The sequence below is a fragment of the Sphingobium abikonense NBRC 16140 genome (assembly GCF_001598335.1).
Classification (GTDB): Bacteria; Pseudomonadota; Alphaproteobacteria; order Sphingomonadales; family Sphingomonadaceae; genus Sphingobium; species Sphingobium abikonense.
The window spans coordinates 310109-332854 of record NZ_BCYT01000003.1 but is presented as its reverse complement, the minus strand read 5'-3'; the positions used below and the strand labels follow the sequence as shown (position 1 = coordinate 332854).

Genomic DNA, 22746 nt, shown 5'->3' with positions numbered 1-22746 from the left:
GGCGGCAAATCCTTATGTCTGGGGCAAATCGAGTTCGAGCATCCGTTCGGCGATCGCATCCGCATTCACCGGATAATTGCCCGACGCGATCGCGCTCTTGATCGCGGCGATCTTGTCCATGTCCACCGGCGCGCCTTCGGCCGCCATGCGGGCGGCGGGGCTAGCGACGTCCGCCGCAGCCGACGCCGGTACGGAACCGGCAGGCGCGGCAGCGCGGGTCTTGCCGCTTTCGCGCAGGCTGGTCGCGCCGATCGCATTGCCGATGCTCTGTCCAACAGAGTTGATCATGACTTTAATCCTTCACTCGTCCTTTGACCCTTATAACGGACAAGTTCAAAAATCATTAAATCCTGGAATGCGCACCATGCCCATATCGACGATCTGGGCGAAAATCGGCGGGCTTTTGCGGTCTTCGCGCACGCGGATCGTGTCGCCGACCGCGCCGCCTTCGTCCGCGATCATCATGCGCGATACGCTGAAACTGGCATTGCCTGCCATCAGCTGCACCGGATCGCCCTTGCGCACCACATCTTCCCTGGGCGCGGCGGCGACGGCGGCGCGGGTAAAGCCGTTCGACGGCGCAGCGCGCGGCGCGGCACCGGGCACGGGGCCATAGCTGGCGGCGGCGACGCCCTTGACCAGCGGTACGCGGATGCGCCAGCCCAGCGCCTCGCACTTCACCATCGCCGCGCCGAAGACCGGGCCTTCGACCGTGGGGGTGCTGGGGCAGGCGGCGAGGCGCAGCCGCCGGTCGACCGGGGCGGCCGGACCACCCGGCTCGCCCATATTGGCGCCGACGGTCATCGCGACAAGGCTGTCGATGCGATCGAGATTTTCGAACGTCTGCTGCGCCAGCGCGGGCTGCACGGTGGCAATCGCGGCGGTGGCGGAGAGGATGAACGAAAGGCGAAGCACGGGCAGTCTCCTGTCAAAAACAGAGTGTCTTCCCATGGCCTCCGCAATTTTCGTGCCAGTCGGATCAATTCGCGGCCTTGCTGCCGGGGGCGACGCGGATCCACTGCCCCTGCCCGTCCGCCTGCCCGTCCGCCTGGTCCAAGCCCCGGATCAGCAGCCGGTCACGAGAAAGGCCGCGTGCCTGCAAGGCGCGCGCGACCGCGCCCAAACGCGCCGCGGCCAGGTCCCATTCGTCGAACCGTTCGTGCTGCGTGTCCGCGCCACGACTGCGGATCTCGATGCTCGGCCCGCTGGCGAACCGGTGCGCCAAAGCGGCAATCCGTGCCTCTCCCTGCGCGCTCAACAGAGCCTCGCCCGGCAGGAACAGATCGGCGGCTCGAATCTCGACGCCATCGGCCATCGGCCGCCCGCCAAATTGCCGACTGACCTGCGCCAGCATGGCGTCGCGCCGCGATCCGCTCGCCTGCAACAGCACGAAGAAAGCGAGCAGCAGCAAGAGCAGATCGGCAAAGCTGACCGCCCAGCGATTGCGCCGCGCAAGGGGGATAGGGGGCGCGCTCATGCCACTTCGCGCATGGCCGCGCGACGCAAAGGCGCATTTTCACGCCGGGCGATCACCAGCATCCGGTCCGCCGCCTCGCGCTGCCAGGCCAGTTCCCGCTCCGACAGGTCGGCCAGGCGCGCAGCGATGGGCGCGGCGAGGATGTTGGCGATTACGACGCCATAGAAAGTGGTGAGCAGCGCCAGCGCCATTGACGGCCCCAGCGCGGCCGGGTCTTCCATCGCGGCGAACATGCCGATCAGGCCCAATATCGTGCCCGCCATGCCCAATGCCGGCGCGGCGTCGGCGACCGACAGCCAGACGCGATGCGCCGCGCCATGGCGCTGCGCCCGGTCGGCCAGCGTCTGCGTCGCCCACAGCGCGAATTGTTCGGTGCGGTCGCAATTGGCCAGCTTGTGCGCGGCCTGCGTCAGGAAAGGATGGGCGGTCTTCACCCGATCGGTGCAGGACAGGCCGCGCAATTGCGCGACATGGTCGATCTGAAGCAGGGCGGCGCGCGCCGCATCCTGATCGCGCAAGGGATCGGCGCGCAGCAACGGCGCCAGCGCCCCGATCGCGCGCCCGCAAGCAGCAAGGCCATTTTGAAACAGCGCCACCAGCGCCACCCCGCCCAGCATCGCCGGCAGCGTTGCCGGATCGAACAATTGGCTGAAAATCGCGAGCATGCGCTATGTCGTCCCCATCGTTCATCGACGGCCGGCAACGCCCTGCCGCCGACCGGCAAAAATTTGCCGCCCTTGCCGCCCTACCTGCGGAACGCCTGTATTTCCGTGCTTTCCCGCCGTGCCGATGCGTCACCCACGCAAATTGGCACGGCTCTTGCTGATCACAGGCTGGATCACCCGCAGGCGACGCCATCAGGCTTCAGAACGGCGGGTAAAGGCGAAACTTTAGAGCGAATTTTGAGCATGTCGGTCGAAGACAATCTGTTCGGGATACACGGAAAGGCGCTGGCGCTTCGTTCGCAGCGCCTGTCCCTGCTCGCGTCCAACATCGCCAATGCCTCCACGCCCGGTTACAAGGCGCGCGACATCGACTTTGAAGCCGCGCTCAAGGAAGCGACGGCGCAATCGTCGGGCGCGACCTCCACCGACATGGGCAAGGCGGTCGAAGACGCCATGGGCTATCGCGTGCCGCTTCAGCCCAGCCTTGACGGCAATACGGTTGAACTCAGCACCGAACAGACGCTGTTTGCCGAAAACGCCGTCAAATATCGCACGACCCTCTCCTTCCTTGAGGGCCGGATCAACACCATCAACCGTGCGCTGAAGGGAGAATGAGCATGAGCGGCAATGGCTCCATGAACATTTTCGACATCGCCGGCCGCGCCATGAGCGCGCAGCTGGTGCGTCTCAACACTACCGCGTCCAACATGGCGAACGCCGGCAATGTGACCGGCAGCGCGCAGGACGCCTATCGCGCGATCAAGCCGGTCTTCACGTCCGTGACGGACAGCCCGGGCGTATCGACGGTCAAGGTGTCGGACGTCGTCACCACGAAGGCCGAACCGACCAAGCGCCACGACCCCAATCATCCGCTGGCCGACGCCAATGGCGATGTGTGGGAAGCGGCGGTCGATAGCAATGCCGAGCTGGTCGACATGATCGAGACCGCCCGCATGTACCAGAATAATGTCCAGGTGCTCAACACCGCCAAGTCCCTGATGCTCGAAACCATAAGGATCGGCAAATGACGAGCGTTTCCACCGTCACCGACAGCGCCGGGCTTTCGGTCTACAATCCCAATGCGACCGTCGGCACCGGCAGCGCGACGATGGATCAGGCGAGCTTCCTGAAGCTGCTGACCGCGCAGATGCAATATCAGGACCCGTTCGAACCGGTCGACAATGCCGAGATGGTGTCGCAGATGGCGACCATCACCAATTCCAGCGGCATCGCCGAGATGAACGCCAATCTGGCGTCGATCAAGGAAGAGCTCACCGGAACGCGGCTGGGCGATGCGGCAAGCTGGATCGGCAAGTCGATGCTGGTCCAGAGCAATGTCGCCGTGCCCGACGCCAGCGGCTATTACGCCGGCCAGATTACTTTCGCCGACGCCACCGATGGCGCGACCGTCGACCTCGTGGATGGTAGCGGCAATGTCGTCAAGACCATCGACTTGGGGTCGCAGCAGGCGGGCGACGTGACCTTCTATTGGGATGGCAAGGACGACACGGGCGAAACAGTGTCCACCGACGCCCTGCAGGTGAAGGTCAACGGCGCCACCCCCAGCAAGGTCGCGACCTGGGCCACCATCGCCGCCGTCCAGTCACCCGCGGACGGTTCGTCCTCCAAACTGATCACCGCGCTGGGCAGCTACAGCCCGTCCGACGCGCTGAGCCTGATGTAATTTCCAACCCCATCCTTTTCACCCAAGGAGCAACGCCATGTCCTTTTATGTATCGCTTTCCGGCCTCAAGGGCGCGCAGGCTGACCTGTCCGCCATCTCCAACAATGTCGCCAACGTGAACTCCACCGCCTTCAAGAAGAGCAAGGCGCAGTTCGGCGACATCTTCGCCGCCTCGCCGATGCAGACGACGCATCAGGTCGCGGGCCAGGGCGTGCGCGTGCAGGGCATCACCCAGCAGTTCACGCAGGGCACCATCGAAACCACCGACAAGACGCTGGACCTCGCCATCACCGGCGAAGGCTTCTTCACCGTGAAGGGCGAGGATGGCACGATCAGCTACACCCGCAACGGCGCCTTTGCCGTCGACAATGACCGTTATGCCGTCGACACTACCGGTTCGCGCATTCAGGTGTTCGCGGTCGATCCCGAAACCGGCGAGCTGACCACGCCGCCGACCAGCGCCACCGGCCCGGGCGACCTTACCGACCTGCAAATCCCCACCACCTACAACAACGAAGCCGACGGCGCGCAGCTGACCAGCGTCGGCGTGTCTAAGGAGGGGCTGGTTTCGGCCATCTACGCCGATGGCAGCACCGTTTACCTGGGCCAGGTCGCAATGGCGTCCTTCAACAGCCTGGAAGGGCTGCGCCAGCAGGGCGACGCGCACTGGACCTCCACCGTGGAAAGCGGCAACCCGATCCTGGGCACCGCCAATCAGGGCATGTTCGGTTCGGTCAACTCCGGCTCGCTGGAACGCTCCAACGTCGATATCACGGACGAACTGGTCCAGCTGATCGCCGCCCAGCGCAATTTCCAGGCGAACAGCAAGGCGATCGAGGCGGCCAATACGCTGACCACCACCATCGTCAACATCCGCACCTAAACCCCCTCGGCGGGAAAGGCATCCCGTTCGTGCTGAGTAGAGGCTGAGCGTGTCGAAGCCTCATATCGAAGCATCCTTCGATACGCCATTTCGACTTCGCTTTATGGCTACTCAGGGCGAACGGCCGATAGAAAGGATAGGTAAGCCATGGACCGGCTCGTCAACACGGCACTGACGGCGATGCGCGGCGCGATGGCGCGGCAGGCGTCGATCGCGAACAACCTCGCCAATGCCAACACCGTTGGTTTTCGCGCGGAAATCGCCAATGCCGAAACGCGCTGGATCCAGGGCGAAAGCTTCGACACGCGCGCCCAGGCCTCCGAACAGGTGATCGCCGCCGACATGGCGCAAGGCGCGGTCACCGAAACGGGCAATCCGCTCGACGTGGCGCTGGACGGGGACGCACTGCTCACCGTCCAGGCCACCGACGGCAGCGAAGCCTATACGCGCCGCGGCGACCTCAAGGTTTCCGACAGCGGCCTGCTGACCACCGGCGACGGCCTGCCCGTGCTGGGCGAGGGCGGCCCGGTCATCCTGCCGCAAATGGACAGCGTCTCCATCGCCAAGGATGGCAACATCTGGGGCGTGCCCCAGGGCGGCGACCCGGCCAATCCGCAGCAGGTCGACAAGCTCAAGCTGGTCAATGCGGCCGGATCCAGCATCGCCAAGGGCAATGACGGCCTGTTCCGCGAAGTCAATGGCGGCGCCCTGCCCTCCGATCCGCTCGCCACCGTGACATCGGGATCGCTGGAAGGATCGAACGTCAATTCGACCCAGGCGCTGATCGACATGATCGAGGCCAGCCGCGCATGGGAAACGCAGGTCAAGATGATCGACACCGCCAAACAGCTGGACGATGGCGGCGCGTCGCTGATGCGCCTCGACAGCTAGGCCCTATGGTTAATATTGGCACGCCTCTTGCTTTGATGCGTGCATGAGCGATCCGCTTGAGGATCGCGCCGACGACTGAGCGGCCCGCTTGAGGACCGCGCCACGGAGAATGCACGATGAGCAACGCCGCCCTTCATGTCGCCCGCACCGGCCTTGACGCGCAGAACACGAAGATGCGCGTCATCGCCAACAACCTGGCGAACGTCAACACGACCGGTTTCAAGAAGGACCGCGCCGATTTCGAGACGCTGGCCTATCAGCAGATCGTGCAGGCCGGGGCCAATTCCGACGCCGAAAACAAGTTCGCCACTGGGCTGAACCTGGGATCGGGCGTGGCGCTTCAGGGCACCAGCAAGATCAATACGCAGGGCACGCTGACCCAGACCAGCAACGCGCTGGACATGGCGATCGAGGGATCGGGCTATTTCCAGGTGCAGCAGCCTGACGGTTCCATCGCCTATACGCGCGCCGGCAATTTCAGCGTCACCGCCGAAGGGACGATCGTCACCGGCGACGGGCTGCCGCTCATCCCGCAGATCACCGTGCCGCAGGGCGCGACATCGGTGTCGATCGGCAATGACGGCACGGTGTCCGCGACGTTGCAGGGCGAAAGCGAACCCAGCCAGCTCGGCCAGATCGAGCTTGCCAGCTTCATGAACCCGTCGGGCCTGCAATCCGTCGGCGGCAACCTGCTGGTCGAAACCGCCGCCAGCGGCACGCCGCAGGTCGGGATCGCGGGGTTGGAAGGGCGCGGCGTCATCCGCTCGGGCTATCTGGAAACATCCAACGTCAACATCGTCGAGGAACTGGTCGACATGATCGAGACGCAGCGCGCCTATGAGGTCAACAGCAAGATGATCAAGGCGACCGACGAAATGCTCCAGTACGTCAACCAGAATATCTGAGCCATCATGATGCGCCTGTCCTTCGCCCTTGTCGCCGCCGTTTCCGTGCTTGCCCTCGCCGCATCGCCCGCCGATGCGCGCAAGAAGAAGCGCGAGGTGGAGCGCGAATATTTCGCGCCGACCGTCATTGCCCAGCCGGCCGCGCCTGCCGCCAACGGCTCCATCTTCCAGACGTCGGTCGGCTATACGCCGCTCACCAGCGGCGCGCGCGCCACCACCGTTGGCGACATCATCACCATCGTGCTGGTCGAACGCACCCAGGCGTCCAAGAGCAACAGCGCCGACACTAGCCGCAGCGGCTCCTTCGGGCTGACGCCGCCGACCACCGGCGTGCTTTCCAAGTTGTTTTCGGCAAGTGACGTCGCGATGGGCGGCAATAACGGCTTCACCGGCAAGGGCGCGGCGACCCAGTCGAACGCGCTGTCGGGCGAAATCACCGTCACCATCGCGCAGGTCTATCCCAACGGCACCATGCTGGTGAAGGGCGAGAAGGCGTTGACGCTCAATCGCGGTGACGAATTCATCCAGATCAGCGGCCTCGTCCGCCAGGCCGACATCAGCCCGGACAACCGCATCGCCTCGACCCGCGTCGCCGACGCCAAGATCATCTACAAGGGCAAGGGCGAGATCGCCAATGCCAGCCGCCAGGGCTGGCTCCAGCGTTTCTTCTCCGCGATCAGCCCCTTCTGATGGAGAGCCAAGTGAGCGTTTTCCACCGCCTCTTTTCATTACTCCCCTGGAAGGGGAGGTGGCAGGGCGCAGCCCTGACGGAGGGGTGTCACCCCATCGACAGAGGGATGCCCCTTTACCACCAGCGTCGCTGGCGGCTCCCCTCCCCTTCCAGGGGAGGGTGGTTCGTCGCGCTGGTCGCCGCCTTCGCCCTCGTCACCCCGGCCCATGCCGAGCGGATCAAGGATCTCGGCACGTTCCAGGGCGTGCGACCCAACCAGCTGACCGGCTACGGCATTGTCGTTGGCCTCGCCGGCACGGGCGACGACAGCATCGAATATGCGACGCAGGGCATGAAGGGCGTGGTGTCGCGCTTTGGCCTGACGCTGCCGCAGGGCGTCAATCCGGCGCTTAAGAACGCCGCGGCCGTGCTGGTGACGGCCGACCTGCCCGCTTTTTCCAAGCCCGGCCAGCGGTTGGACGTTACCGTGTCGGCGCTGGGCAAGGCCAAGTCGCTGCGCGGCGGCACGCTGATCATGACCCCGCTGCGCGGCGCGGACAATGAAATCTACGCCATGGCGCAGGGCAACCTTGCCGTCGGCGGCCTCGGCGTATCCGGCGCCGATGGCAGCCAGGTGTCGGTCAACATCCCCTCGGCCGGCCGCATCCCCAGCGGCGCGACGGTCGAACGGGCGGTGGCCACCGGTTTCGACACCGCGCCCACCTTGACCTTCAACCTTGCCGAAGCGGACCTGACGACCGCGCTGCGCGTGGCCGATGGCATCAACCGCGCCTTTGGCGACAACCGGGCGAGCGCGGTCGACGCTGTATCGGTGACGATCGCCGCCGCGCCCGGCGCGGGGCAGCGCATCATGATGATGGGCATGATCGAAAATATCGAGGTTGCGCCCGCCGACGCGCCGGCCCGCGTCATCGTCAACGCGCGCACCGGCACGGTCGTCATCAACGGCGCGGTCAAGATTCATCCGGCCGCCGTCGCGCACGGAAAACTGACGGTCAGCGTCAATGAATCGCCCCGCGTGGTGCAGCCCGCGCCCTTCAGCCAGGGGCAGACCGCGCTGGAGCCGTCGAGCAACATCAGCATCGACGAGCAGAAAAAACCGATGGTCAATTTTAAAGGTGGGGCGTCGCTGGCCGATATAGTCAAGGCGGTCAACGCCATCGGGGCATCCCCCGCGGACATGGTCGCGATCCTCGAAGCCTTGAAACAGGCGGGCGCGATGAAAGCCGATCTGGTGGTGCTGTGATGCAGGTGACGACAACTTCCTCGACGACGGCAACGGCCGGGTCCGGCGCGGGCGGCGCGAACCGCGCCGCGCTGGACAAGGTCGCCCAGCAGTTCGAAGCGGTGTTCCTGCGCCAGATGATCGGCGCGATGCGCTCGGCCAGCCTGGCCGAGGGCATCACCGATTCCAGCGCCACCCAGCAATTTCAGGACATGGCCGACGCGCGCACCGCCGACGCCATGGCCAGCAAGGGCGCCATGGGCATTGCCGAACTGCTGATCAAGCAATTTGGCGCGCGCGTCGCCCCAACAGCTGCCGATGCGCCCGCCCCTGACGGCGCGGCCGGGACGCCCGGCGCATGAGCGACCTTTTCATCATCGGGTCGTCGGGGACCAAGGCCTATCGCACTGCGATGGCCGCCATTTCCGAAAATATCGCCAATGCCGGCACCGATGGCTATGCCCGGCGCACGGTGACGACGGCGGAATCGGGCGCGTCCACCTCGACCATGTCGCTCTACATCGCGAAAGCAAATTTCGGCGGCACGCAGGTGATGGGCGTTGACCGCGCGAGCGACCCCTATCTTGACGCGACGGTGCGCTCGACCGGCATGACGTTGGGCAGCACGACGGCGCGGCTGCGTTGGCTGACCGACGCGGAAACCGCGATGAACGACAGCAGCACGGGCGTCGGCCAGCTGATGACCAGCATGTTCCAGAACATGGAAAAGCTGGCCGCCAGCCCCGGCGACACGTCGCTGCGCGTCACCACGCTCGACAGCATCAGCCGCGTGGCGCAATCGTTCAACCAGACCGCGGCCGACCTTAAAAATGTGTCGGACGGCATTGCGACCGAAGCCACCGCCTCGGTCGAAACGATCAACCGTTCGCTCTCCGCGCTCGCCAATATCAACAACAGCCTGCTGCGCGCGCAACCGGGCACGTCCGCTTATGCCCAGTTGCTCGACAGCCGCGACGCGGCCTTGCAGGACCTGTCGGAAAATCTGAACGTCACGATCAGCTTCGGCGCGCATGACAGCGCCGAAATCAGCTTTGCCGGGCAGACATTGGTGAGCGGCAACAGCGCCGCCAGCCTGTCGGTCGCCGCCAATGCCGATGGCACGCTGGCGCTCAGCCTTGCCGACGGCACCGCGCTCGGCGCGCCCGCCAATGGCACGCTGGGCGGCCTGTTTTCCGCCGCGCAGACCGTCACCGAACGCCGCGCCAGCCTCGACACGCTGGCCGAAAAATTCGTCACCGACGTCAATGCCTGGCATGCGCAGGGCCTGACGGACGCTGGCGACGCGGGCGTCCCGCTCCTCTCCTATGGCGGCGGCGCGGCCAATGTGACGGCGCTCGTCACCGATCCGGCTTTGCTGGCGCTCAAGTCCGCCGATGGCACGCTTAACGGCAATCTTCTGACCGTCACCTCCACCTTGCGCGGCAATGGCAGCGTCGAACAGGCCTGGACATCGCTGGTCGCCACCCACGCCAATCTGTTGGGCGCGACCCAGGCGGAATTTGACACCGCGACCAACCGCAGCGACCAGGCCGTCGCCGCGCGCGAGGCGGTAAGCGGCGTCGATCTCGACATGGAAGCGGCCGACCTCTTGCGCCTGCAACAGGCCTATTCGGGCTGCGCCAAGATATTGCAGATCGCCAAGGAAACCATCGATTCCATCCTCAACATCATCTGACCGGCAAAGGGCTGACCCATGGTAGGCATCACCAACAAGATCATGCTCGCTGAAATGCGCCGGCAACAGAAATTGTCGCAAAGCATCGTCGACGGGCAGACCGCCATTTCGACCGGCATCACGCTCAACAAGCCGTCCGACAATGCGCTCGCCTGGGTGCAGGTGTCCGACATCGGCCGCGCGCAGGCGCAGCAGGCCGCCTGGCAGGCCAATGTCAGCTATGGCACGACCCGCGCCGCCACCGCCGAATCCAACCTGTCGGAAATCAACAACCTCCTCACCCGCGCGCAGGAACTGGTGACGTCGGCCCGTAACGGGTCACTGAACGACACCAGCCGCGCCGCCATAGTCGAGGAACTGGGCACGATCCGCACCACGATCGACGAAATGCTCAACCAGACCGATTATCAGGGCACGCCCGTATTCGATGACGGGCAAAGCACGCTCGTGCCGGTGAGCCGGGGCCTCAACCTGGCGGTTGTCGGCACCAGGCAGGAAGTGTCGGAGGGGATCGACGTCAATGGCACGCCCATGTCGATCAACGCCGTGCTCGCCGCCAGCATCGCCGCCGTCGAAAGCGGCGTCGACGCGGACATTGCCGGCTCGCTCGACGGGGTGAAGGCGGCGCAGGCGCACATCACCGTCGAACAGGCCAAGCAAGGCGTGCGCAGCGACCGGTTGGAGGTCATCGGCGACCGGCTGACCGATGTCGACATTGACCTCACCGAACGGCGGGCGGACCTGGAATCCACCGATCTTCAGGAAGTGATCTCGCGCGTCCAGTCGCAGCTGTTGCAACTTGAAGCGGCGCAGTCCGCCTATGCGCGCATCAACCAGAAGACGCTGTTCGACCTCATCAGCTGATGGTCGCGTAAAAAGGCGTCGACGTCCTAAAGCGGATGCTAACCAGTCCGTATTAACCAGAAAGGGACCAGCGCACCGGCGCTGACGCAGCCACCGCCACACAGGCGCTACTTTCGGGGATAGTCATGTTCGCAATCATCGGCCTTGTCGTGCTTCTGGGCATGGTGTTCGGCGGCTTCATCTTCACCGGCGGCGATATCGGCCCGGTGCTCCACGCGCTTCCGCACGAAATGCTGATCATCGGCGGCGCGGCCGTCGGCGCGCTCATCATCGGCAATTCGGGCGCGGACCTGAAGGCGCTGGGCGGCGGCCTTGCCAAGGTGTTCAAGGGGCCCGCCTACAAGAAACAGGATTTCCTCGACTGCATCTTCCTCGTCAGCAAGCTGATGAAGACGCTGCGGGTCGAAGGGCCGGTGGCGCTCGAACCCCATATCGAGGATCCGGGCACCTCCCCCATCTTCGCCGAATATCCCAAGCTGATGAAGGACAAGACGCTGATCCACCTGATCAGCGACACGCTGCGGCTGGTCGTCGTCTCGTCCGGCACCCTGGATCCCCATGCGGTGGAGGAGGTGATGGACAACAGCCTCAAGACCCATCACCATGAAGCGCTCAAGCCCGCCGACAATCTTCAGGGCCTGGCCGACGCGCTGCCGGCGCTGGGCATCGTCGCGGCGGTGCTGGGCGTGGTCAAGACGATGGGTTCGATCGACCAGCCGCCTTCGGTGCTGGGCGCGATGATCGGATCGGCGCTGGTCGGCACCTTCCTGGGCGTGCTGCTCGCCTATGGCATGGTCAACCCCTTCGCCAATCGCTGCCGCGCGGTGATCGAGCAGGACGGCGCCATCTATCATGTGGTCAAGCAGATCATCATCGCCTCGCTGCACGGCCACCCGCAGCCGCTGGTGATCGAAGCCGCGCGTTCCAGCCTGATCCACGCCAACCAGCCCGGCTTTGCCGAGGTGTTCGACGGCATGCGGAACAAATAAGCCATGGCCGAGAAAAAGCGCGGCGCGAACGAGCCTGAACCAAGGCCGATCATCGTCAAGAAAATCATCGTCGACGGGCATGGCGGTCATCATGGCGGCGCGTGGAAGGTCGCCTATGCCGACTTCGTGACGGCGATGATGGCCTTCTTCCTGCTGATGTGGCTGCTGGGCGCGACCACCGAAAAGCAGCGCAAGGCGCTGGCCGATTATTTCACGCCGACGCTGGTGGAGCTCAAAATGGCGTCGGCCGGGTCGACCGGCCTGATGGGCGGCGACAGCCTGACGGGAAAGGATAATTATCCGACCACGGGGGGCGTGGGCAATCTGTCCATCACCATCCCGCGCGACGCCACCGGCACCAAGGACCAGGGCGGCAAGGCGATGCGCGCGGCCGACCGGCAGAAGTTCGAATCGATCAAGAAGGATCTGGAAGCGCGCATGAACCGCAAGGGCCTGTCGCGCCTGCGCAAGAATGTCCGCTTTACCGAAACCCGCGAAGGGTTGCGCATTGACCTGATCGACGAAGCCGATTTCGCGATGTTCGCCATGGGCACCGACCGGCTCGTCCCCGAAGCGCGCGCGCTGGTGGGCGAAGTGGCGAGCGTTCTGCAGACCATGCCCAACGACCTCATCGTGCGCGGTCATACCGACGCCCTGCCCTATGCGTCGGGCAAGTCGATGAACAATTGGCGCCTGTCGTCCGCCCGCGCGGAATCGACGCGCCAGGCGCTGGCGGACAGCGGCATCGGCAATCCCCGCTTCGCCCGGATCGAAGGCGTCGCCGACCGCGAACCGTTCGTGAAGGATAATCGCTACGACCCGCGCAACCGGCGCATGTCGATCATCCTGGGCTGGAGCCGCGGTGGCAGCGGCGATGCCAGCGACGAGGACACCGACGCTGAAACCCGCGCGGCGATCAAGGAACGCGACGATCCCCGCCGCGTCGCGCAGGAACAGGCGCGCAAGCTCGACATGGGCGGCACCGCCCTCCCCGCAGGCGTCGAACTGCTAAACCCCGCCGCGCCGGGCACATCGAGCAAGCCCGGCAAGCATTGAGGCGAGGATTTACGAGACGCGAGCCGGGGCGTCCGCAAAGCGGATTGAACTGGAATTGAACCGGCCTTTCACGCCGTTGCGTAAGGCAATGCTCGCGGTTTGGCTCAGGCGCGGACGGGTTGTGCGGTCTCATAGGCCACTTTTTCAGCACCGCACGGGCCTGCCTACCGCTGGCATAGGAGAATGTGGCGGAGCTGGTTCCGAACGCGAAAAAACGGCCCGACTTCGCAGCCGGGCCGTCCAGTGCTTCCACCCACGCGCGCGAAGGGAGTGTATTTGTCTCCGCGCGATGGTCGTGCTCGCGGGTCAGTGGCCGCGAATGAGGGCGCCTTTCGATCGGGGCATCCACCGTTCCGCCATGCCATCGGGATCAGACAGGGCGAAACGGTGGATGCGGGCGCGGTGGAATCGCGCCATAAGGGATCAGGCGGCGAACTGGTTCATCGTATTATGCGCGCCGCCAGCCTTCAGGGCCGCTTCTCCGGCGAAGTAATCCTTGTGATCGTCGCCGATGTCGGAACCGGCCATATTCTGATGCTTGACGCAGGCGATGCCCTGGCGAATTTCCTCGCGCTGGACCTGCTTGACATAGCCCAGCATCCCTTCCTCGCCGAAATAGCGCTTGGCCAGATTGTCGGTGCTGAGCGCAGCGGTGTGATAGGTCGGCAGGGTGATGAGGTGATGGAAGATGCCCGCTTCGCGCGCGGCATCCCGCTGGAAGGTGCGAATACGCTCATCCGCCTCGCGGCCCAGTTCGGTATCATCATAATCGATGCTCATCAGCCGTGCGCGATCATAGGCGGTCACGTCGCGCCCTTCCTGCGCCCAGGCGTCGTAAACCTGCTGGCGGAAGTTCAGCGTCCAGTTGAAGCTGGGCGAGTTGTTATAGACCAGCTTGGCGTTCGGGATGACCTCCCTGATGCGGCTGACCATGCCACCGATCTGGCCGATATGCGGCTTTTCGGTTTCGATCCACAGCAGGTCCGCGCCATTTTGCAGGGCGGTGATGCAGTCGAGCACGCAGCGGTCCTCGCCCGTGCCGGGGCGGAACTGGTAGAGATTGCTGGGCAGGCGCTTGGGCCGCAGCAACTGGCCGTCGCGGGTGATGAGCACGTCACCATGGCCGATCGTGGCAGGATCGACCGGATCGCAGTCGAGGAAGCTGTTATACTGATCCGCAATGTCGCCGGCCTCGCGGACATAGGCGATCTGCTTGGTGAGGCCCGCGCCCAGCGAGTCGGTCCGGGCGACGATGATGCCATCATCGACGCCCAGTTCCAGGAAGGCGTAACGGACCGCGCGGATCTTCGCGAGGAAGTCCTCATGCGGGACCGTCACCTTGCCATCCTGATGCCCGCACTGCTTTTCGTCCGACACCTGATTTTCGATCTGGATGCAGCAGGCGCCCGCTTCGATGAACTTCCTTGCCAGCAGATAGGTCGCCTCGGCATTGCCGAAGCCCGCATCGATGTCCGCGATGATGGGAACGACATGGGTTTCATAGTCGTCGATCTTGTGCAGCAGCCGATGGGTGTTGACCGCATCTTTCGCGGCCTTCGCCGCATCGAGATCCCGGAACAGCATGCCCAGTTCGCGGGCATCGGCCTGCTTGAGGAAGGTGTAGAGTTCCTCGATCAGCGCGGGGACGCTGGTCTTTTCATGCATGGACTGGTCGGGCAGCGGCCCGAATTCGGAGCGCAGCGCGGCGACCATCCAGCCCGAAAGATAGAGGTAACGCCCCTTGGTGCTGCCGAAATGCTTCTTGATGGAGATCATCTTCTGCTGGCCGATGAAGCCGTGCCAGCAGCCCAGAGACTGGGTGTAGGCGGCCGGGTCGGCATCATAGGCGGCCATGTCGGCGCGCATGATCCTGGCGGTATAGCGGGCGATGTCCAGCCCGGTGTTGAACCGGTTCTGGAGGCGCATGCGGGCGACGGATTCGGGGGCGATGCCATCCCATCCCGTGTGGCCGCCGATCAGATCATCCGCTTTGGCAATCTCGCTATGATAGGTCATGTCCTCATCCCTTCGCCTGAACATCATAGACAGCGACTTAGACAGGCGCGGCGGGATGCGGGACCGGGCATGACGTTCAGTTGTCGATCTTTACAGATTTTCTCTGTATAGTTGTAAAGTCTGTAGGGAGAGGCTTTGTGGCGAAGGATCGGCCGGTCTATATGGGGCCAAGATTGCGGCGATTGCGCCGCGAGCTGGGGCTGACCCAGGCGGACATGGCGGCAGATCTTGAGATCAGCGCATCCTATGTCGCGCTACTGGAACGCAACCAACGCCCTTTGACCGCCGACATGCTGTTGCGGCTGGCGCGCACCTATAAGCTGGACATGGCGGAAGTAGCGGGCGACGGCGGTGCGGAGCAGAGGGCGCGGCTAAGCGCGGTGCTCAAAGACCCGATGTTCGCGGACATCGACCTGCCGCCGCTCGCCAGCGAGGATGTGGCGGTCAATTATCCCGGCGTTACCGAGGCGCTGCTGCGTCTCTACACCGCCTATCGTGAGGAGCATCTGGCGCTGGCCGATCGCAGCGTGGCGCGGACGGATACGGCCGAAGCGCCCGATCCGGTGGCGGAATCCCGCCGGTTCCTGGCGGCCCGGCGCAACAGCTTTCCGCTGCTGGACGATGCCGCCGAGCGACTGGCAGGCGAGGCGGAGGCGGAAGGCGGCCTGGCGGCGTGGCTGAAGGCGCGGCACGGCCTGCGCGTGCGGCGGCTGCCGTCCGACGTGATGGCAGGATCGGTACGGCGGCTGGACCGGCATCGCGACGCGGTGCTGCTGGACGATGCGCTGGACGGGGCGAGCGCGCAATTCCAGCTGGCGTTGCAGATCGCCTATCTGGAAATGCGCAAGAGTTTCGACGCGCTGCTGAAGGAGGGGCAGTTCAGCGGGGACAGCGGGCGACGGCTGGCGCGGCGGGCGCTGGCAAGCTATGGCGCGGCGGCGATCGTGATGCCCTATGGCGCGTTCGCCAAGGCGGTGGAGGCCCGCGCCTATGATGTGGAGGCGCTCAGCCGCCAGTTCGGCACCAGTTTCGAACAGACCGCGCATCGACTGACGACCTTGCAGAAGCCGGGGCAGGAGCGCGTGCCCTTCTTCTTCCTGCGGGTCGACCCGGCGGGCAATGTCAGCAAAAGGCTGGACGGGGCGGGATTTCCCTTTGCGCGGCATGGCGGGTCCTGCCCGCTCTGGTCGGTGCATCGCGCGTTCGAGCGGCCGCGCGAGGTCATCACCCAATGGCTGGAACTACCCGACGGGCAGCGTTTCTTCTCGATCGCGCGGACGGTGACTGCGGGGGGCGGTGGCTGGGGGGCGCCCAAAGTCGATCGCGCGATCGCGCTGGCCTGCGCCGCCGAGCATGCGCATCGACTGATCTATGCGCGCGACATGGGGGTGAGCAATCCGACGCCGATCGGCGTGACCTGCCGCCTGTGCCACCGGGCGCAATGCATGGCGCGATCCGCCCCGCCGATCGGCCGCGAGATGATGCCCGACGATTATCGCCGCACCCGCGCGCCATTTGGGTTTGGTGAGGGGTGAGGTTCTACGCGCTCAGTCGCCCGGTTGGCGGTAGATGGGGAGGCCAAGGCCGCGTGCGATCGCCATGGCGCGCAGGGCAAAGGCCAGCATGGCGGCGATGAGGCCGGCGACGGGCACGTCAAGGCCGATCCAGCGCAGCGCCACGAACAGGCCGGAGGCGAAGGCGGCGGCGGTGACGTAAAGTTCGGGACGCAGCAGGATGGACGGCTCGCCCGCCAGCAAGTCGCGCATGATGCCGCCGACGCAGCCCGTGACCACGCCCATCATGCCCGCGACGAAGGGCGGGACGCCAAAGCTCAACGCCTTGGCCGCGCCGAATACGGCAAAGGCGGCAAGGCCGATCGCGTCGAGCCAGTCAAGCGCGCGGTCGCTCCACCAGCGCCGCGGCGTGAACCAGACGATGACGGCCGCGCTCATGCAGGCCATCGCGGGCACGGCATCGACCACCCAGAAGACCGGCGCGCCGATCAGCAAGTCGCGAACTGTGCCGCCCCCTACCCCCGTCACCAACGCGAAGAAGGCGAAGGTGACGAGCGTCTGTTGCAGCCGCGCGGCGGCCAGCGCGCCGGACGCAGCGAAGACGAAGGTGCCAAGGATGCTGAGCGTTTCGAGCACCGGGCCGATGGACGTGGCGAGCGAGGGGGTGGGCGGGAGCATATAGGCTTTCAACTAGGTCCGGTCGGGCTGACCGCTCAGCCCCTGCCCATTTGACGATAGGACAGGGCTTTGACGGCGATCAGCCCGACCGGGAATGACGTTTATTTTCCGCCCTTTTCGCTGGCGAGCCGGCTCATGAGGATGGCGGCGCGCTTGGCCTGGCGCTTCATGCTGGCGAGGTCGACGCGTTCGGCCGGGCTGTGATCGCCGGTCGAGGCGGGGCCAAGGCCGACAAGCCCGTCCACATCCTGCGCGACGAAAGCGATATCGCCCGCGCCACGTTTCAGCGGATCGAGCGCGGGCATGTCGGCAAGGCCAAGGTCGCGATTGACGACGTTCAGCCGGTCGAGCAGCGCGCGGTTTCCCGGTGTCGGCGCCATGGAGGGATAGCCAAGGTCAAAGGCGATGGTCGCCGATGTTCCGGGCAGATGATCCTGCCCGACGATCTGCTGCATCTTCACCTGCACGCGCTTGGTCTGTTCCTCGCTCAAGGTGCGGAAATCGCCCTTGGCGACGGCGATAGGCGGGATGATGTTGGTCTTGCCGGTGACGGCGATGCGCACGCCATCCTTGTCGACCTCCGCGCTCTGGCCGCCGCCGATCAGGCCGACATTGAAGGTCAGATTGGGTTCCGGCAGGTCCTGGCGAAAGCGGGTGATGATGCGGGCGATTTCATAGATTGCGCCGTCGCCCGCCTTGGCCGAGAAGATGCCCGAGCTGTGCCCCGATTTGCCGGTGGCGGTCAGCGTCCAGCTGTTCGACGAGCGGCGGGCGATGGCGCCCATATCTTTGCCATCCTCCTGCGAGAGGCCTTCGAAATCGAGCGCGACGTCGGCGCGCTTGCCCGCCGCGATAAGGTCGGCACGGGCGACGCTGATCGGTTCGCCCGAATCCTCCTCATCGCCGGTCAGCACAACCTCTATATTCGCATTTTTGAGCGTCCCTGCGGCTTGCATGGCCTGGAGCGCGAGCAGCATGGTGGCGACCCCGCCCTTATTGTCGGCGGCGCCGGGGCCAGTGGCGAAATCGCCGTCGCGCGTGAAGCGCTGGAACGGCGAGTCGGGTTCGAACACGGTGTCGAGGTGGCCGATCAGCAGCATTTTCGTCGTGCCCGGCCGCCCCTTGTGCGTGGCGATGAAATGGCCGGCGCGCTTGGCCGCGTCCATGGGCTTCCACGCGACGGCAAAACCCAGCGCCTCGAATTGCGGGCGGAGCATGTCGGCGACCGCCTTCACGCCCGCCATGTTCATCGATCCGCTATTCTGGTTCACCAGCTTTTCAAGCAGCGCGACGGACGGTTCATAGCCCGCCTCGACACTCTCCCCGATTTTGCGTTCGGCCGGGCTGAGCGCGGCTTGGGCGATCGGCGCGCCACCCAGCAGCAGGGCGGCGCAAACGAGCGTGCGGATCATTTCGCCAGTTCCGCCTCGATCGCGGCGATCAGGGCGGGGTCGTCGGGATTGGTGGTCGGCGCGAAGCGCGCGGCGACGCTGCCATCCTTTGCGATCAGGAATTTCTCGAAATTCCAGAGGACCTCAGGCGCATCGCCCGGCGTGATGCCATAGCCCACCAGCTTTTCGCGAAACGCCTCCCCTTCCCCCTGGGCGGCCGGCTGGGCGCTGGTGAGGGCTGCATAGAGCGGATGCTTGTCCGGGCCGGTCACGACGATCTTTTCGAACATCGGGAAATCGACGCCGAAATTGGTGGTGCAGAAGGTCGCGATCTCGTCATTGCTGCCCGGTTCCTGGGCGCCGAAATCATTGGCGGGAAAGCCGGTGACGACCAGCCCCTTGTCCTTGTAATCGCGATAGAGTTTTTCCAGCCCCTCATATTGCGGGGTGAGGCCGCATTTGGAGGCGACATTGACCACCAGCACCACCTTGCCCGCATAGTCGGCCAGGCTGGCGTCGTCGCCCTTGATGGTCTTGAGCGGTATTTGCTGGATATCGGCCATATCGTGTCTCCCGTGAAATCATGATGGGCGCGACCTTGGCATCAAATGGCCGCGCCGAACAGATGCCCCGCGCCCGCCGTGACCGCCATGGCGAGCGCGCCCCACAGCAGCGTGCGCAGGATCGAGCGCGGCGGACTGGCCCCGCCCAGCCGCGCCCCGATGAAACCGAGCAGCGCCAGACAAGCAAGGCAAATGCCGACAATGGCGGGAATCGCCGTGGCGGCGGGAACAAGGGCGGCGGCGATCACCGGCGGGGTCGCGCCGGCGGCAAAGCTGGCGGCCGAAGCGAGCGCGGCCTGCACCGGGCGCGCGGTCGCAAGATCGGAAATGCCCAGTTCGTCGCGGGCGTGGGCGCCCAGCGCATCGGCATCCATCAATTGCTGCGCCACCTGCCCCGCGAGATCGGGGGTCAGGCCGCGATCGACATAGATGTCGCGCAGTTCGACCCATTCGGCATGGGGCTGCGTGCGCAGCGCCTTTTCTTCCTTGGCAAGGTCCGCGCGTTCGGTGTCGGACTGGGCGCTGACCGAGACATATTCCCCCGCCGCCATCGACATGGCGCCCGCGACCAGCGCGGCGATGCCCGACAATAGCACGGACTGGCCGGTTGCGCCCGACGCGGCGATGCCGGTCATCAGGCTGGCGGTCGAGACGATCCCGTCATTGGCCCCCAGCACGGCCGCGCGCAGCCAGCCGACGCGGTTGACATAATGGACGGCGTGATGCGGCGGGGCGGTGGTGCTGCTGTCCATCGGCTTCCTTCTGGTTCGGAGGCGCACAGTGCCGCGACGCACGTGCGAAGTCGATCCCCGCGATAGCATGGAGCGAAAAGAGCATCCGACCATAGTCGTAGAAGATGTCCATGCCGATTGCACCGTGCCGATAGGGCGCGATAAGCGACAGGCGTCACGCGGCGGATAGGAGAGACGGCCATGGGAATGATGATGCGGCTCCTGCTGGCGATCGCCGCCCTTTTTGCCGCGCCGAGCGCCATCGCCGAAAGCCAGTTCAAGCTGCTCGTCTTCGCCAAGGCGAACACCTATCATTATGAATATATCCCGATCGCGCGCGAGAGCCTGGAGCAGATGGCGCGGCTGCATAGTTTCGAGCTTGTCTGGACGCGCCACCCGGAAAGTTTCGACGAAGACCTGAGCCAATATGCGGCGGTGATGTTCCTCAATTCGCCCGGTGAGGAATTGAACGCCGGGCAGCGGGCGAAATTCGAAGCCTATATGCGCGCAGGCGGCAATGCGATGATCGTCCACCGCGCCGCGATCACGCCGCCGGGCGAATGGCCCTGGTATGAAAAGCTGGTGGGCCGGCGCGTCGGCGTGCATCCGATGGTGCAGACCGGTGTCGTGACCGTGGAGGACCGCAATTTCCCCGCGACCTTCGCCCTGCCCGACCGGTGGGTGTGGAGCGACGAATTCTACGTCACGACCAATCCCTTTGACGTGCGGATCAACACCGTGCTGGGCGTGGATGAAAGCAGTTACGACCCGACCAAGATCTGGCCCGGCCAGGTGTCACGGCCGATGGGCCGCGACCATCCAATCGCCTGGTATCATGGCTATGAAAAGGGGCGCGTGTTCGTGACCACGCTGGGGCATGAAGGGGCGATGTACCGCGATTATACCTATCTGACGCATTTGATGGGCGGCATTTACTGGACGGCGACCGGGCGCGGCCAGGCGGCAACCAGCAAGCGTTGAAGAGGCAGCGTCAGCCCGCCAGGCCTTCGGCCTTTTGCGCGAGGTCGAGCCAGCGTTCCTCCGCCGCATCCTTGTCGGCACGGGCCTGTTCAATGGCCTTGGTGAGGGCGGCGAATTTGCCGGGATCGCGGGTGTAGAGCGCGGGATCGGCGAGCGCGGCCTCATCGCGGGCGATCGCGGCTTCCAGCGCCTCGATCCGGCCTGGCAGCAGATCAAGGTCGCGCTGATCCTTGTAGCTGAGCTTGGCGGACGCGGGCTTGGGCGGCGGCGGGGGCGCGGCCTCCTTCTTTTCCACCTTCGCGGCCTTGCGCGGATCGCGCTTGGCGATCCAGTCGGCATAGCCGCCGACGATCACATCGACCGTCCCCGATCCGTCGAGGCCCAGCGTGACGGTGACGGTGCGGTCGAGGAAATCGCGGTCGTGGCTGACGATCAGGACGGTGCCGTCATAATCGGCGATGACTTCCTGAAGCAGGTCGAGCGTTTCGAGGTCGAGATCATTGGTCGGTTCGTCGAGCACGAGCAGGTTGGATTCGCGTGCGAATTCGCGCGCAAACAGCAGGCGGGAGCGTTCGCCGCCCGACAATGTGCCGACCTTCGCCTCGGCCAGAGACGGGTCGAACAGGAAGTCCTTCAAATAGCCGTGGACATGCTTGCGCACCCCGCGCACGTCGATCCAGTCGCCCCCTTCGGCCAGCACGTCGCGGACGGACTTGTCGCCCTGCATCAGGCTGCGCTGCTGGTCGATGAAGATCATGTCGAGCGTCTTGGCGAGCGTCACCTCGCCGCTGTCGGGCGCAAGCTGGCCGGTCAGCAATTTCAGTAGCGTCGACTTGCCAGCGCCATTGCCGCCGACGATGCCGATGCGATCGCCGCGCTGCACGCGCAGGGTGAAGTCCCTGATGATTGTGCGATCACCAAAGGCCCTGGTGACATGCTCGGCCTTGATGACGCTCTTGGTCTTGCTATCGTCGCTGGCGACGGCGATCTTGGCGGTGCCCTGCGGCCCCTGCATGGCGGCGCGCTGGGCGCGCATCTCCCAGAGTTTCGCGAGCCGGCCCTGGTTGCGCTTGCGCCGGGCGGTGACGCCGCGCTCCAGCCAGTGCGCCTCGATCTTGAGCTTGGCGTCCAGCTTTTCGGCCGCCCGCGCCTCTTCGGCGTAGACCGCTTCCATCCATTGTTCAAAACCGCCAAAGCCGATCTCGTTGCGGCGCATCGAGCCGCGGTCGAGCCAGAGCGTCTGGCGGGTGAGGCGCGTCAGAAACGCGCGGTCGTGGCTGATGACGATGAAGGCGCCATTATAGCGCGCCATCCAGTTTTCGATCCAGTCGATCGCCGCGATGTCGAGATGGTTGGTCGGTTCGTCGAGCAACAGCAGGTCGGGTTCGCTGGCGAGCGCGCGGGCGATGGCGGCGCGGCGGCGCTCACCTCCACTCGCGGTCTTCGCTTCGCGCGACAGGTCGATGCCGAGCTGATCGGCAATCGCCTCCACCTCATGCGCGGGGGGCGCATAATCGCCAGCCAATGCGAAATCATGCAGCGTGGCAAAGGGCGTGACGTCGGGGTCCTGTTCCAGCGTGATGACGCGCGCGCCCGGCTGCACCGAACGGGTGCCTTCATCCGGTTCGATCTGGCCGCCGATGAGTTTGAGCAGCGTCGTCTTGCCCGCGCCATTGCGGCCGATGAGCGCCAGCCGGTCGCGCTGGCCAACATGAATGTCGATGTTGCGGAACAGCCAGTGCGTACCCTGGCTGAGGCCGAGATTTTCGAAGGAGAGGATGGGAGCCGCCATGGCGGTGCAGCTAGGGGGTAAGGGGCGGCAGGGCAAGTGGGGAACCCGAAAGCT

Annotated in this window: 25 protein-coding genes; 15 read left to right on the top strand and 10 right to left on the bottom strand. The window is 65.2% G+C overall.

Translation table 11 applies throughout. From position 1 onward, the window contains the following. Nucleotides 1-12 precede the first annotated feature (12 nt). From flgM to SAB01S_RS05500, 4 genes are all read right to left on the bottom strand, one after another. Nucleotides 13-288 carry a flagellar biosynthesis anti-sigma factor FlgM gene (flgM, locus tag SAB01S_RS05515; protein ID WP_062732074.1) on the bottom strand — a complete coding sequence of 92 codons (276 nt, stop codon included), beginning with the start codon at nucleotides 286-288 and terminating at the stop codon, nucleotides 13-15. A gap of 45 nt (nucleotides 289-333) precedes the next feature. After that, nucleotides 334-915, bottom strand: a complete 582-nt coding sequence (locus SAB01S_RS05510; RefSeq protein WP_157078283.1) for a flagella basal body P-ring formation protein FlgA — start codon at nucleotides 913-915, stop codon at nucleotides 334-336. A gap of 64 nt (nucleotides 916-979) precedes the next feature. After that, the gene (locus SAB01S_RS05505) at nucleotides 980-1477 is read right to left on the bottom strand and encodes a flagellar motor protein MotB (protein ID WP_062732072.1); all 498 of its coding nucleotides are present in this window, start codon (nucleotides 1475-1477) and stop codon (nucleotides 980-982) included. Next, on the bottom strand, nucleotides 1474-2142 hold the full coding sequence (locus tag SAB01S_RS05500) for a MotA/TolQ/ExbB proton channel family protein (RefSeq protein ID WP_062732071.1): 669 nt from the start codon (nucleotides 2140-2142) through the stop codon (nucleotides 1474-1476). The genes SAB01S_RS05505 and SAB01S_RS05500 overlap by 4 nt, the downstream gene beginning before the upstream one ends. Before the next feature lie 243 nt (nucleotides 2143-2385). Here SAB01S_RS05500 and flgB point away from each other — a divergent pair, with 243 nt between their 5' ends. The 13 genes from flgB (at nucleotide 2386) to SAB01S_RS05435 (ending at nucleotide 13026) form a co-directional block, all read left to right on the top strand. Beyond that, nucleotides 2386-2757, top strand: coding sequence for a flagellar basal body rod protein FlgB (gene flgB, locus SAB01S_RS05495; protein WP_009820812.1), 372 nt, complete (start codon nucleotides 2386-2388; stop codon nucleotides 2755-2757). Nucleotides 2758-2759: 2 nt separating this feature from the next. Further along, nucleotides 2760-3170 (top strand): flagellar basal body rod protein FlgC, encoded by a 411-nt coding sequence (flgC, locus tag SAB01S_RS05490; RefSeq protein WP_062732070.1) that lies wholly within the window; start codon nucleotides 2760-2762, stop codon nucleotides 3168-3170. Continuing rightward, the gene (locus SAB01S_RS05485; RefSeq protein WP_062732069.1) at nucleotides 3167-3826 is read left to right on the top strand and encodes a flagellar hook assembly protein FlgD; all 660 of its coding nucleotides are present in this window, start codon (nucleotides 3167-3169) and stop codon (nucleotides 3824-3826) included. The genes flgC and SAB01S_RS05485 overlap by 4 nt, the downstream gene beginning before the upstream one ends. Nucleotides 3827-3863: 37 nt before the next feature. Beyond that, a complete protein-coding gene (locus SAB01S_RS05480; RefSeq protein ID WP_021228795.1) occupies nucleotides 3864-4709 on the top strand; it encodes a flagellar hook-basal body complex protein in 846 nt (281 codons plus the stop codon). A 147-nt stretch (nucleotides 4710-4856) separates the two neighbouring features. Further along, nucleotides 4857-5600 (top strand): flagellar basal body rod protein FlgF, encoded by a 744-nt coding sequence (locus tag SAB01S_RS05475; RefSeq protein ID WP_062732068.1) that lies wholly within the window; start codon nucleotides 4857-4859, stop codon nucleotides 5598-5600. A gap of 116 nt (nucleotides 5601-5716) precedes the next feature. Then, on the top strand, nucleotides 5717-6505 hold the full coding sequence (gene flgG, locus SAB01S_RS05470) for a flagellar basal-body rod protein FlgG (protein WP_021228797.1): 789 nt from the start codon (nucleotides 5717-5719) through the stop codon (nucleotides 6503-6505). A gap of 9 nt (nucleotides 6506-6514) precedes the next feature. Then, nucleotides 6515-7195: a flagellar basal body L-ring protein FlgH gene (locus tag SAB01S_RS05465; RefSeq protein WP_031299290.1), complete on the top strand. Its 681-nt coding sequence runs from the start codon at nucleotides 6515-6517 to the stop codon at nucleotides 7193-7195. 107 nt (nucleotides 7196-7302) lie between these two features. Continuing rightward, entirely contained in the window at nucleotides 7303-8442 is a 1140-nt protein-coding gene (locus SAB01S_RS05460; RefSeq protein ID WP_062732067.1) for a flagellar basal body P-ring protein FlgI, read from the top strand. After that, on the top strand, nucleotides 8442-8783 hold the full coding sequence (locus SAB01S_RS05455) for a rod-binding protein (protein WP_062732066.1): 342 nt from the start codon (nucleotides 8442-8444) through the stop codon (nucleotides 8781-8783). The genes SAB01S_RS05460 and SAB01S_RS05455 overlap by 1 nt, the downstream gene beginning before the upstream one ends. Next, the gene (gene flgK, locus SAB01S_RS05450; protein WP_062732065.1) at nucleotides 8780-10117 is read left to right on the top strand and encodes a flagellar hook-associated protein FlgK; all 1338 of its coding nucleotides are present in this window, start codon (nucleotides 8780-8782) and stop codon (nucleotides 10115-10117) included. The genes SAB01S_RS05455 and flgK overlap by 4 nt, the downstream gene beginning before the upstream one ends. Before the next feature lie 18 nt (nucleotides 10118-10135). Further along, nucleotides 10136-10981 (top strand): flagellin, encoded by an 846-nt coding sequence (locus SAB01S_RS05445; RefSeq protein WP_062732064.1) that lies wholly within the window; start codon nucleotides 10136-10138, stop codon nucleotides 10979-10981. A gap of 125 nt (nucleotides 10982-11106) precedes the next feature. After that, nucleotides 11107-11970 carry a flagellar motor stator protein MotA gene (gene motA / locus SAB01S_RS05440; RefSeq protein ID WP_021228803.1) on the top strand — a complete coding sequence of 288 codons (864 nt, stop codon included), beginning with the start codon at nucleotides 11107-11109 and terminating at the stop codon, nucleotides 11968-11970. Nucleotides 11971-11973: 3 nt separating this feature from the next. After that, a complete protein-coding gene (locus SAB01S_RS05435) occupies nucleotides 11974-13026 on the top strand; it encodes a flagellar motor protein MotB (RefSeq protein WP_062732063.1) in 1053 nt (350 codons plus the stop codon). A gap of 423 nt (nucleotides 13027-13449) precedes the next feature. On the opposite strand, the gene SAB01S_RS05430 is transcribed toward SAB01S_RS05435, so the two are convergent. Further along, nucleotides 13450-15042: an isocitrate lyase gene (locus SAB01S_RS05430; RefSeq protein ID WP_062732062.1), complete on the bottom strand. Its 1593-nt coding sequence runs from the start codon at nucleotides 15040-15042 to the stop codon at nucleotides 13450-13452. Nucleotides 15043-15179: 137 nt separating this feature from the next. On the opposite strand from SAB01S_RS05430, the gene SAB01S_RS05425 reads away from it, so the two are divergent. Beyond that, complete coding sequence (locus tag SAB01S_RS05425) at nucleotides 15180-16577, top strand: helix-turn-helix domain-containing protein (protein ID WP_062732061.1); 1398 nt, start codon at nucleotides 15180-15182, stop codon at nucleotides 16575-16577. 12 nt (nucleotides 16578-16589) lie between these two features. On the opposite strand, the gene SAB01S_RS05420 is transcribed toward SAB01S_RS05425, so the two are convergent. From SAB01S_RS05420 to SAB01S_RS05405, 4 genes are all read right to left on the bottom strand, one after another. Beyond that, nucleotides 16590-17234 carry a trimeric intracellular cation channel family protein gene (locus SAB01S_RS05420; RefSeq protein ID WP_062732125.1) on the bottom strand — a complete coding sequence of 215 codons (645 nt, stop codon included), beginning with the start codon at nucleotides 17232-17234 and terminating at the stop codon, nucleotides 16590-16592. Nucleotides 17235-17335: 101 nt separating this feature from the next. Beyond that, complete coding sequence (locus tag SAB01S_RS05415; protein WP_062732060.1) at nucleotides 17336-18646, bottom strand: M20/M25/M40 family metallo-hydrolase; 1311 nt, start codon at nucleotides 18644-18646, stop codon at nucleotides 17336-17338. Then, the gene (locus SAB01S_RS05410; protein ID WP_062732059.1) at nucleotides 18643-19188 is read right to left on the bottom strand and encodes a glutathione peroxidase; all 546 of its coding nucleotides are present in this window, start codon (nucleotides 19186-19188) and stop codon (nucleotides 18643-18645) included. The genes SAB01S_RS05415 and SAB01S_RS05410 overlap by 4 nt, the downstream gene beginning before the upstream one ends. A gap of 41 nt (nucleotides 19189-19229) precedes the next feature. Continuing rightward, nucleotides 19230-19940, bottom strand: coding sequence for a VIT1/CCC1 transporter family protein (locus SAB01S_RS05405; protein ID WP_062732058.1), 711 nt, complete (start codon nucleotides 19938-19940; stop codon nucleotides 19230-19232). A 180-nt stretch (nucleotides 19941-20120) separates the two neighbouring features. Between SAB01S_RS05405 and SAB01S_RS05400 the strand changes: the two genes are divergently transcribed. Then, entirely contained in the window at nucleotides 20121-20900 is a 780-nt protein-coding gene (locus SAB01S_RS05400; RefSeq protein ID WP_062732057.1) for a ThuA domain-containing protein, read from the top strand. Nucleotides 20901-20910: 10 nt separating this feature from the next. Here the strand turns inward: SAB01S_RS05400 and SAB01S_RS05395 are convergent, their stop codons facing one another. Continuing rightward, entirely contained in the window at nucleotides 20911-22692 is a 1782-nt protein-coding gene (locus SAB01S_RS05395) for an ABC-F family ATP-binding cassette domain-containing protein (RefSeq protein WP_062732056.1), read from the bottom strand. Nucleotides 22693-22746 lie beyond the last annotated feature (54 nt).

Coding starts and splice junctions, on each gene's coding strand:
- flgM (WP_062732074.1), bottom strand. CDS start 288: ATGATCAACTCTGTTGGACAGAGCATCGGCAATGCGATCGGCGCGACC.
- SAB01S_RS05505 (WP_062732072.1), bottom strand. CDS start 1,477: ATGAGCGCGCCCCCTATCCCCCTTGCGCGGCGCAATCGCTGGGCGGTC.
- SAB01S_RS05500 (WP_062732071.1), bottom strand. CDS start 2,142: ATGCTCGCGATTTTCAGCCAATTGTTCGATCCGGCAACGCTGCCGGCG.
- flgB (WP_009820812.1), top strand. CDS start 2,386: ATGTCGGTCGAAGACAATCTGTTCGGGATACACGGAAAGGCGCTGGCG.
- flgC (WP_062732070.1), top strand. CDS start 2,760: ATGAGCGGCAATGGCTCCATGAACATTTTCGACATCGCCGGCCGCGCC.
- SAB01S_RS05485 (WP_062732069.1), top strand. CDS start 3,167: ATGACGAGCGTTTCCACCGTCACCGACAGCGCCGGGCTTTCGGTCTAC.
- SAB01S_RS05480 (WP_021228795.1), top strand. CDS start 3,864: ATGTCCTTTTATGTATCGCTTTCCGGCCTCAAGGGCGCGCAGGCTGAC.
- SAB01S_RS05475 (WP_062732068.1), top strand. CDS start 4,857: ATGGACCGGCTCGTCAACACGGCACTGACGGCGATGCGCGGCGCGATG.
- flgG (WP_021228797.1), top strand. CDS start 5,717: ATGAGCAACGCCGCCCTTCATGTCGCCCGCACCGGCCTTGACGCGCAG.
- SAB01S_RS05465 (WP_031299290.1), top strand. CDS start 6,515: ATGCGCCTGTCCTTCGCCCTTGTCGCCGCCGTTTCCGTGCTTGCCCTC.
- SAB01S_RS05460 (WP_062732067.1), top strand. CDS start 7,303: ATGCCCCTTTACCACCAGCGTCGCTGGCGGCTCCCCTCCCCTTCCAGG.
- SAB01S_RS05455 (WP_062732066.1), top strand. CDS start 8,442: ATGCAGGTGACGACAACTTCCTCGACGACGGCAACGGCCGGGTCCGGC.
- flgK (WP_062732065.1), top strand. CDS start 8,780: ATGAGCGACCTTTTCATCATCGGGTCGTCGGGGACCAAGGCCTATCGC.
- SAB01S_RS05445 (WP_062732064.1), top strand. CDS start 10,136: ATGGTAGGCATCACCAACAAGATCATGCTCGCTGAAATGCGCCGGCAA.
- motA (WP_021228803.1), top strand. CDS start 11,107: ATGTTCGCAATCATCGGCCTTGTCGTGCTTCTGGGCATGGTGTTCGGC.
- SAB01S_RS05435 (WP_062732063.1), top strand. CDS start 11,974: ATGGCCGAGAAAAAGCGCGGCGCGAACGAGCCTGAACCAAGGCCGATC.
- SAB01S_RS05430 (WP_062732062.1), bottom strand. CDS start 15,042: ATGACCTATCATAGCGAGATTGCCAAAGCGGATGATCTGATCGGCGGC.
- SAB01S_RS05420 (WP_062732125.1), bottom strand. CDS start 17,234: ATGCTCCCGCCCACCCCCTCGCTCGCCACGTCCATCGGCCCGGTGCTC.
- SAB01S_RS05415 (WP_062732060.1), bottom strand. CDS start 18,646: ATGATCCGCACGCTCGTTTGCGCCGCCCTGCTGCTGGGTGGCGCGCCG.
- SAB01S_RS05410 (WP_062732059.1), bottom strand. CDS start 19,188: ATGGCCGATATCCAGCAAATACCGCTCAAGACCATCAAGGGCGACGAC.
- SAB01S_RS05405 (WP_062732058.1), bottom strand. CDS start 19,940: ATGGACAGCAGCACCACCGCCCCGCCGCATCACGCCGTCCATTATGTC.
- SAB01S_RS05400 (WP_062732057.1), top strand. CDS start 20,121: ATGGGAATGATGATGCGGCTCCTGCTGGCGATCGCCGCCCTTTTTGCC.
- SAB01S_RS05395 (WP_062732056.1), bottom strand. CDS start 22,692: ATGGCGGCTCCCATCCTCTCCTTCGAAAATCTCGGCCTCAGCCAGGGT.